This window comes from Streptococcus mitis, from assembly GCF_946188585.1.
Taxonomy (GTDB): Bacteria; Bacillota; Bacilli; order Lactobacillales; family Streptococcaceae; genus Streptococcus; species Streptococcus mitis_DG.
In genome coordinates, this window is the sequence record NZ_CAMHVI010000025.1 from 1 (window position 1) to 317 (window position 317).

Annotated in this window: 1 protein-coding gene; it reads left to right on the forward strand. The window is 37.9% G+C overall.

Annotated elements, in window-relative coordinates; translation table 11 throughout:
* A partial coding sequence (locus N8M66_RS09305; RefSeq protein ID WP_261047228.1) for a Rib/alpha-like domain-containing protein occupies window positions 1-317 on the forward strand: 317 nt, incomplete at both ends.

A 317-nucleotide genomic window follows, 5' to 3' on the forward strand; every position in this document is an offset into this window, starting at 1 on the left:
AATGTTGAAAACATTCCAGACTTGACAACACCAGGTAAGAAAGATCCAGTTAAGGTAACGGTTGAATTACCAAATGGAAAAGTGATTACAGTCGAAGTCCCAGTTAATGTAACACCTGTTAAAGAGATTGAGACACCAGTTACGAAAACTCCATTAACACCAGAGGATTACACTAAAGGAATTAAGATTCCAGAAGGTGGCAAGGTAACCAATGTTGAAAACATTCCAGACTTGACAACACCAGGTAAGAAAGATCCAGTTAAGGTAACGGTTGAATTACCAAATGGTAAAGTAGTCACAGTAGAAGTTCCAGTTAA